The sequence below is a fragment of the Sinomonas soli genome, assembly GCF_054782415.1.
The window spans coordinates 1-7990 of sequence record NZ_BAAGSN010000038.1; the positions used below are offsets into that span (position 1 = coordinate 1).

General features: G+C 69.4%; 7 protein-coding genes. All 7 read right to left on the reverse strand.

From position 1 onward, the window contains the following. Positions 1 to 270 (reverse strand): hypothetical protein (locus ACYVKZ_RS20845; protein ID WP_460994387.1); only part of this gene is annotated, 270 nt, incomplete at its 3' end. A gap of 27 nt (positions 271 to 297) precedes the next feature. Next, positions 298 to 1239, reverse strand: coding sequence for a hypothetical protein (locus ACYVKZ_RS20850; protein ID WP_460994388.1), 942 nt, complete (start codon positions 1237 to 1239; stop codon positions 298 to 300). Further along, complete coding sequence (locus tag ACYVKZ_RS20855) at positions 1240 to 2364, reverse strand: Gp37-like protein (protein ID WP_460994389.1); 1125 nt, start codon at positions 2362 to 2364, stop codon at positions 1240 to 1242. A 12-nt stretch (positions 2365 to 2376) separates the two neighbouring features. Then, a complete protein-coding gene (locus tag ACYVKZ_RS20860) occupies positions 2377 to 3315 on the reverse strand; it encodes a hypothetical protein (RefSeq protein ID WP_460994390.1) in 939 nt (312 codons plus the stop codon). 21 nt (positions 3316 to 3336) lie between these two features. Continuing rightward, entirely contained in the window at positions 3337 to 7266 is a 3930-nt protein-coding gene (locus tag ACYVKZ_RS20865) for a peptidoglycan DD-metalloendopeptidase family protein (RefSeq protein WP_460994391.1), read from the reverse strand. 21 nt (positions 7267 to 7287) lie between these two features. Then, the gene (locus tag ACYVKZ_RS20870; protein WP_460994392.1) at positions 7288 to 7632 is read right to left on the reverse strand and encodes a hypothetical protein; all 345 of its coding nucleotides are present in this window, start codon (positions 7630 to 7632) and stop codon (positions 7288 to 7290) included. A gap of 35 nt (positions 7633 to 7667) precedes the next feature. Further along, on the reverse strand, positions 7668 to 7990 hold a 323-nt coding region (locus tag ACYVKZ_RS20875; RefSeq protein WP_460994393.1), incomplete at its 5' end, for a hypothetical protein.

The window sequence follows — 7990 nt, forward strand, 5'->3', positions numbered from 1 at the left end:
CCAGTCGGCGGGGTCCGGTGTGATGTTGTGCGCGATGAGCTGCTCCCGCCACCGCCCCGCGGTGCGACGGAGAGCGTGCACTTTCTGCTCGGCGCGGCGCAGGGCCGCCTTCAGCTCCTCGATGCGTTCCTTGAGGGTGGCGATCACGTTGGCCTCGTTCTGCTCGCGGCGCTTGTCTGCGCGGTTGACCATCCAGGCCACGCCCCCGCCGACGACGCCGAGGAGTCCCCCGATCGCGGTGAGCAGCCCCCCGGCCGCTTGAAGGTCCACACGTTCATCCGTCCTCTGCTGCTGCGCTCACCCGAAGGGCACCACCGTCGCCATGTGGACGGTCTTGCCCGTCGTTTCAGGGCCGAGCTCGATCCCCTGCGGGCCGACCCAGATGCTCCCAAGCCTCTTGCTGCCATCCGTCAGGGCAACGTCGAGGTAGGGCCGAGAGGGCGCCATCCCGGCCGGAAACCTCGCCGCAATCCAGCCGGGGACAACCGTCTCGGACCCCCCATAGCTGAGGAAGGCACGGACCTCGAGGAGCTTCCCCCTGCTGATCAGACGGCACTGGGCTGCTGTCCCGGTGGGGACCACCCAGTCATTGCCGGGCGCCAGCGCCATCCATGGCCCGGGCGCGTCGAGATTCGTCCAGACCGGTGAGCCGTTGGCGTCCAGTTCCCTGAACCACTCGTCGCCGCCGATCCTGACCTTCGACCCCACCTGGTCCATGGCGCCGTGGACGAGGGTGTCCTTGGCGAGCACTCCCCCGTTGGCCGCCCACGTGCGCAGGTCGACGATGACGGCCGGCTTCGACTGCCCGCCCACCCACTGCACGAGCGCGATGGGCTGGTCGTGGACCTGCCCGGGCCAGATCTGCCGCCCCGTCCCGCTGACCGCAGCCGCCGCCTCAGGGAGGGCCTTCGTCGCCGAGCCGTCCACGATCACGAAGCCGGACAGGCCGCCGCTGGGCCGCCAGTCCCGGCGCATCGCGACGAGGTCCCACCGGGACTGCCCTGTGCCCGGCAGGGACGTCTGGGCGACCTGTGCGATGGCGTCGGAGACGTCGCGCACCATCGGCCCCCACCCGGCCCCGGGCGCGATGTTCAGCACTCCCGCGAGAGTCGGGTGGGCGGTGACCTGCCAGTCCCCTCCCCCGTCCACGCCGAAGAGCGCGCTCCCGCTGTCCGGGACGATTGTGGCGATCTGCGGTTCGGTGATCGGGCCGTCATAGCCCATGCTGACAATCGCCATCTACCGGTTCCTCTCGTCTCGGATGCCCATCGCCGTGCGGAGCACAGCGCGGGCCATGGTCTCTTGCGGGGAGTCGGCGATGTCGCCGACCTTCGGGGTCACGGTCCGTCCCGCATCGCGCGTCCAGGACACGGCAGCCGACCGCAGCAGATCCGTCACGACCAGCTCCGGGCCGATGCGCACCCGCACGCGGTCTCCCACGTGCAGGCCCGTCGTCCCGCCGTAGCGGAAGTGCTTCGTTTCAGCGAGCGTGAGGTGCAGGCCGGTCTTCTCCGCGGTCTCCGCGAACGTCTCCGCGGCCCTCTGGGCGTAGACGTCGGCCGCGGAGGTGTCGCGCGCGTCGCGGAACACCTCGATCTGGTCGCCCCATTTCTCGGCGCGGCCGTCGGTGGCAGCGAATGCCCGGAAGGTCCGCGCTGTCCCCTCGCCCTGTCCGCCGACGACGACGTCCGTCGCCTCGGGGGCGGCGTGGTTCCACTTCCACTTCTGCACCACCCCGGACGCCTCTGTGAGCTCCCTGGGGTAGTCGCGCGGCTCGTAGACGTCGACCACCAGCCCGGTGCCGGACTGGCGCACAGTCGTCCCGATCGCGGCCGCCTCCAGTGCCGGGATCAGCCGGTCTGCGAGGGGGTGGAAGCGGGTCGAGACCGTGATCGTCGCCCCGCGCCCCTGATCCGGGGCGATCGTCACGGGCCACCCCATCCTGTCTATGGCGTTGCGCTTCACGAGCGTCTTCAGCACGGTCTCTGCCGGCCCTGTGACGGTGTTGTACTCCGCCGCGGACTGGTTCGTGGCCGGCTGCGTCGGCACCGGCCAGCCGAGTAGACGCTGGAAGAGCCGCCAGTCGTCGTGGACCTCCAGCGTCACCGTCCCGTCCACGCCGGGGCCCTCTCCCCCGCGCACCCTGACCGGGCCCCCGATGAGGTGGTCGCCGTCGAGCTCGGCGACGACGCGCGCGCCCGGCTCGAGCAGCAGCCCCAGCTTCTTGTTCCGGGTCGAGACCTCAAGGGTCGCGACCGCGAGCGCGTTGTGTGCCGGGACGGCGTCGATGCTGATCGGATCGCCGAGCCAGCCGACGCGGCGGAAGGCCTTGTCGTAGATGGTGAGGCGGAACGGGTTGTCCACGGGTTCCTCCGTTCACCAGGCTCGACGGTAGAGGGGCGTGATCGCTGCCTTGATGGCTCCAGGCCCGGTGAGGCTGATGTCCAGCTTCCGGCCCTCGCCGGCGGGGATCGGCGCGAACTCTGTGTCGCCGAGGTCGACGGTGACGTCCTCGCCGCCGCTGATCGGCGCGCCCTCGTCGTCGAAGTCGTCGAGGTCGTGGAGCGTCGCCGTCTGGATCCTCGGATCCGTCTGGATGACGAGCACCTTGTCCGCCGGGACGGCGAACGGGACCACGATCTGGGCGCCCCCGACTCCGACGCTCGAGGAGTCCGACTCCCCGATGGACCACCGCGGCCAGGCGTCGACCTCGCCGGGGTTCGTCATGGCCGCGCTCTCGAGGGTGGAGCCCGGCGAGACCCAGTACCCGTCACCGGACGCGGCCGGCAGGAAGTCGCGACCGGTGGCCGTCCGGAATTCCTCGGTGGTGATCTGCGGGCCCTCCCAGTAGGGCTGGTCGGCCTTGAGGTTCAGTCCGTAGACCGCCCATCCGTCGTAGACGGGGTCGCGGGCGTAGCTGTGCGGCGCCTTCTCGAGCCGACAGCGGAGCGTGCGGCATGTTCCCCGCGGTCCCCACACGCGCCACTTCCCCGATCTCTCCGGGTCGATGGTGCGCCAGAACTTGGCGTCCTCGTCGGCCCACGCGATCGACCCGTCCTCGGTCCAGATGCACAGCGGCCAGAACACGTCGCGGGGCTTGGCCGTGGAGCCGTTGTAGGTCTGTCCCGCGATGCCCGGGGCGTCCTGCACGTAGTGGACATACTCGGGCAGGTGAAGCCCCTCGATGCCCTCGTCCGGCAGGTACACGCCGGAGCGCCAGTCCGTGAGCTCCCACTCGTTCCCGTCCCAGCCCTCCCAGACCATGCGGAGGCCGATCTGGGAAGGGGTGGGGAGCGGAGGCGGGGTGGCCGGCATGCCATAGACGACACCTGCCAACTACCCCACCCCCGCCGCGATGCGGGCGAGTCCGTTCACCGTGGCCGACCGGCGGCCGCGCTTCTCGATCTCGTCCATGATCTCCTCTGCGTTCGCTCCGTAGACGTCGCCTTGGATCGTGAGCCCTGCACCGCCGGCCGCGACCGACTGGGCAAGGCTGTGGACCGAGGTCCACTGCTCGTTCGAGAGGACGGCGTCCGGCTTGGCCCGGTTGTGCTCGACGAGCATCGGGCCGGCCGTGCGCTCGAGCCAGCCGCCGCCGTCGAAGAGCGTCGACGCTGCGCTGCCCTTCCCGTCACGGTTGCCCGTGAGCAGGGCCATGACGCCGTCGGCTGCCATGTTCAGAAGGTTCTTCGCGAACCCTCCGACCATGTCGACGACGAACTCCGAGCCGGGGAACGCCTTCTTGAACTGGTCCATCAGCCCGTCGATGATCCCCGCGATCGGGTTGAACGGCTTCCCGTCCGCCTGTGTCCCGGACAGGAAGCCGTTCGGGTCCAGATCGTTCGGCCAGCCGCCCTGGAACACCCCGAAGTGCAGGTGCGGGCCAGAGGAGATGCCGGTATTGCCGGACAGCGCGATCTGCTGCCCGGCCCGGACGAGCTCCCCGAGCTGCACGCCGATGCTCGACAGGTGCGCGTACCAGGTCTCGATCCCGTTGCCGAGGATGTGGACCTCGTTGCCGCCCCACACGCCCGGCGCCTGTACGCCCGGGCCCGCCCACGTCACTGCGCCGTCGTTCGCAGCGAAAACCGGGGTGCCGATTGCCGCTGCGAAGTCGATGCCCTTGTGGACGTGGTTGTAGCCCTGCGTGACGGACAGGCCGCCGCGCAGCGGGTCGACGAGGCCACCGCCGAGGTATCCGCGAGCGCGGCGCAGCGCCTCGACGACGCCCACGCCGCCCCAGCGGGCGATGTCGTCCTGCGACCAGACGACCTCGCCGGCGTGGACGATGCCCGCGGGCTTCTTCTTCGCGCCGGGACCGGTGTAGCCGCCCTCGGAGAAGCCCGGGGGCAGTTCGATGTGGCCGAGGTGCTTCGTGCCGAACACGTCGGCGACCTTGTTGAAGGTGTCGACGATGCCGCCGTTGATGACGGTCTCGACCACGAATCGGACGGGCGCCTTGACGACGTCCTGGATGCCCTTCCAGATCGTGTCGATGGCGGCCTTGCCGGCCTCGAACGCCTTGGGGACCTCGACCTCGACCGCGTTGCGGATGAAGTCGAAGACGGGCTTGATGGTGTTGTCCCAGACCCACTTGATGGCCGAGCCGATGCCGTCCATCACGGGCTTGATCACGTTGTCGTGCAGCCAGTTGAAGACGGCGGGCAGCTTCACGCCGAACCAGTCGTTCCAGGCGTCGACGACAGGCTTGATGACGTTGAGCCAGACCCAGTTGATCACGGCGCCGATGGCGTCGAACTGGGGCTTGATCACGTAGGTGTAGAGCCACTGGAAGACTGCCGGCAGCTTCACGCCGAACCAGTCGTTCCAGGCCGCCACGACCGGATTGATCACGTTGTCCGAGACCCACTTGATCGCTGCCCCGACGGCGTCGAACACGGGCTTCACGACGAAGTCGTAGAGCCACTGGAAGACGGAGCCGATCCAGTTGATCGTCGCGCCGACCGCGTTGAACACGGGCGTGATGATCGCGTCGCGGAACCAGTTGAACACTGCCGCGAGGGAGTCGCGGACGAAGGAGATGACCGCGTTGAACACGGGCATGACCATGGTGTTCCACCAGAAGGCGATGATCGCGCCGGCCAGCTGGAAGATTGGGTCGAGGATGTCGTTGTACAGCCACGAGAAGAAGCCGCCGACTGCCTGCACGGCCGCCGACACGAAGCCGAAGTAGGGCATGACGATGGTGGTCCACCACCAGCCGATCACCGCGGCGATCGCGTTGAACACGGGCTGCACGACCGTGACGTAGAGCCAGTTGAAGAAGTCTCCGACCGACTGGATCGCGGCGCCGATGGCGGCGAACACGGGCTGGACGATGGTGTCGTTCAGCCATGTGAACGCGCTCCCCACCCACGCGGCCCCGGCCTGGAAGGCGGGGACGAGGGTGCCGGTGAACCAGGCCCCGACGGCGCCGATCACGGACTGGATGAAGCCCCAGACGTTCGCGATGATCTGCTTCCCGAACTCGGTCTGGGTGAAGAACCAGACGAGCCCGGCGACGAGGGCCATGATCGCGGTGATGATCAGCCCGATCGGGTTGGCGCGCATGGCCCCGTTGAGGAGGCGCTGCGCGGCGGCTGCCGCCCGCTGCGCGATGCTCATGCCGTTCGTGGCGATGGTGTTGCCGACCGTCGCGGCCGTGTTCCCTGCCGTGGCGGCGGTCTGCGCCGCGGTCGCGGCTGCCGCCCGGGCGGTCTCCCGCGCGTTGCGGCCCTCGAGGAGCGCCGCTGTCACGCGGAGGGCGTTGTTCGTGACGAGGACCGGCGTCATGGCGAGCTGCGCGGCCTGCAGGGCATGGGTCTGCCATGCCAGCGCGGAGGTGGCGGCGTGCCAGGCGAGGAAGCCGGCCACGACCACGGGGATCATCGGCAGGATGACGTCCATGTGGTCCGCCATGAAGCCGAGGATGCCCGCGAGCGCGTCGAGGCCGGCGCCGATGATCGTGGCGACGGACCCGCCGAGCTTGGGCAGAGCGTCTCCCAGGCCGCCGATCAGGGTGGTCGCGGGACCGCCCTCGGCGATCAGCGACTGCGTGAAGCCCTGGAAGGACGAGAAGTCCAGCTTCGCGAGGGATGCCTGGACGGCGCGGAACTTGTTCGCGAGCTCCTCCATGAAGCCGGGGAAGCCCGAGGACGTCACGTCGCCGTCGTTCGCGTCCCAGGCGGCCTTGAAGGCCTGGAATCCGCCGGTGACCTCGCGCAGCCAGAAGGCTGCGCGCTCCATGAAGCCGGGGAAGCCCGAGGAAGTGATGTCGCCGTCGTTCGCGGTCCATGCGGCGCCGAAGGCCCGGATGCCTCCGACGAGCTCGGTCATGGCCTTGCCGAACGGCCCGTTCGGGTCGAGGCCCATCTTGGCGACGACGTCGGGGGTGAGCACGTCAGTCTTGCCGATGAGCATGAGCCCGGAGATGAAGGGGCCGACCTTCGCGGTGGCTTTGTCGAGCCCGTCGGTGATTTTGTTGAAGACCGGGCCGATGATCGGGAAGACCTCTTTGAGCAGGGCCGCGCCGAACCGGGAGAGGGCGGCGTTCATGTTCTTGAACGCACCGGTGGTGGTGTTGCCCGACTGCAGGGCGGCGCCGCCGAGGCCCTCCTCCATGGCCTTGCGGAAGGTCGCGAAGTCGATCTTGCCCTTGGAGGCCATTTTGGCGGCCTCCTCGGCGGTGACGCCGAGCTGCTTGCCGAGGAACTGCAGGATGGGGATGCCGCGGTCCTGCAGCTGCGCGATGCTGTCGCCCTGGATCTTGTTCGAGGCGGCAACCTTGTTGAAGATCGCGCCCATCTCGCCCAGCGAGGAGCCGCCGATCGTTGCCGCGTCGCCGACTAGGCGCAGGACGCCCTCGAGCTCCTTGCCGGGCTTGATCCCGGCGGCCGTGGCCGACGCGGCGACCGTGGCGGCCTCGTCCATGCCGAACGCGGTCCCCTTCACGGCCGCGAGCGCGTTCTTCATGATGGCCGAGACGTCCTGGGCGGAGTTGCCCAGCCCCCGGAGCTTGCCCTCGGCGTTCTCAATCGCGGAGAGGCGCTGGAAGCCCTTCACGAGCGAGGTGGAGAGGACGCCCCCGATCGCTACGGCGCCGATCTTCGCGGTCTTGCCGAGGCCGGAGAGGAACTTCGACCCCGTCGACTCCCCCGCGGCCGCGGCCGGCTTGTCGAGCCCCTGGAGCTCGCGGGAGACGGTGGTGTTGAAGCCGCGCATCGAGGGGACGAGCGAGATATACGCGGTGGCGATCTCCTGGGCCACGAGCAGCCTCCCCTCAGGTCATCAGGTCATGTGCCTGCGGCGGAACCGCTCGGCCTTTGCCTTGGTGCGTGCAGCGCGTTCCTCCGCGCGGGCGCGGACGGTGAGCAGCCCCTCCGGGAAGGGCCGCATCTCTGGCTTGGTGCCCTTGCCCCCGCCGCGCTGCCAGTTGCCGGCCGCGACGGCTGCCTCGACCGCCCACAGCGCCTCGGTCTCGTCCGAGACCGCCCGGGGGCCGCCGGTGTGGACCCACACGGCTGCTCCGCGGGGCAGGTTCTCGACGAGGTTGGCGACCTTGCGCGGCCGCAGGCGCCCCGCGTACATCCCGTCGAGGTCGAGCCCGTAGAAACGGTGGAGGTCGGCCTCCACCGCTCCCGGACAGACCTTGAGCAGGTGCGCGAGGATCAGGAGTTTCCCAGGCCTGCCTGCTTGTGGACCTCCTCGAGGAACTCCCCGATGCGGGTCAGCGTCAGGCGGCCCTTCGCGCTCCTGTGGTTCTCGCGGAGGGCATCCCACTGCTCGGCCCCGAGCAGCTCGGGCATCGCCTCGCGGAACCTGTTGTCCTGCAGGTAGCCGATGAACTCGATGTCCTCGAGTGCCTCGCGGTCGATCGTGTACTCGTGGCCCTCCCAGGTGACCGCGAGTTCGTCGGAGAGCTTCGGGCGGTGGTCCTGGGGCTGCTTGGCGGTTGCGGGGACGCTGGTCTTGCGGGGTGCGGGCATGGCGG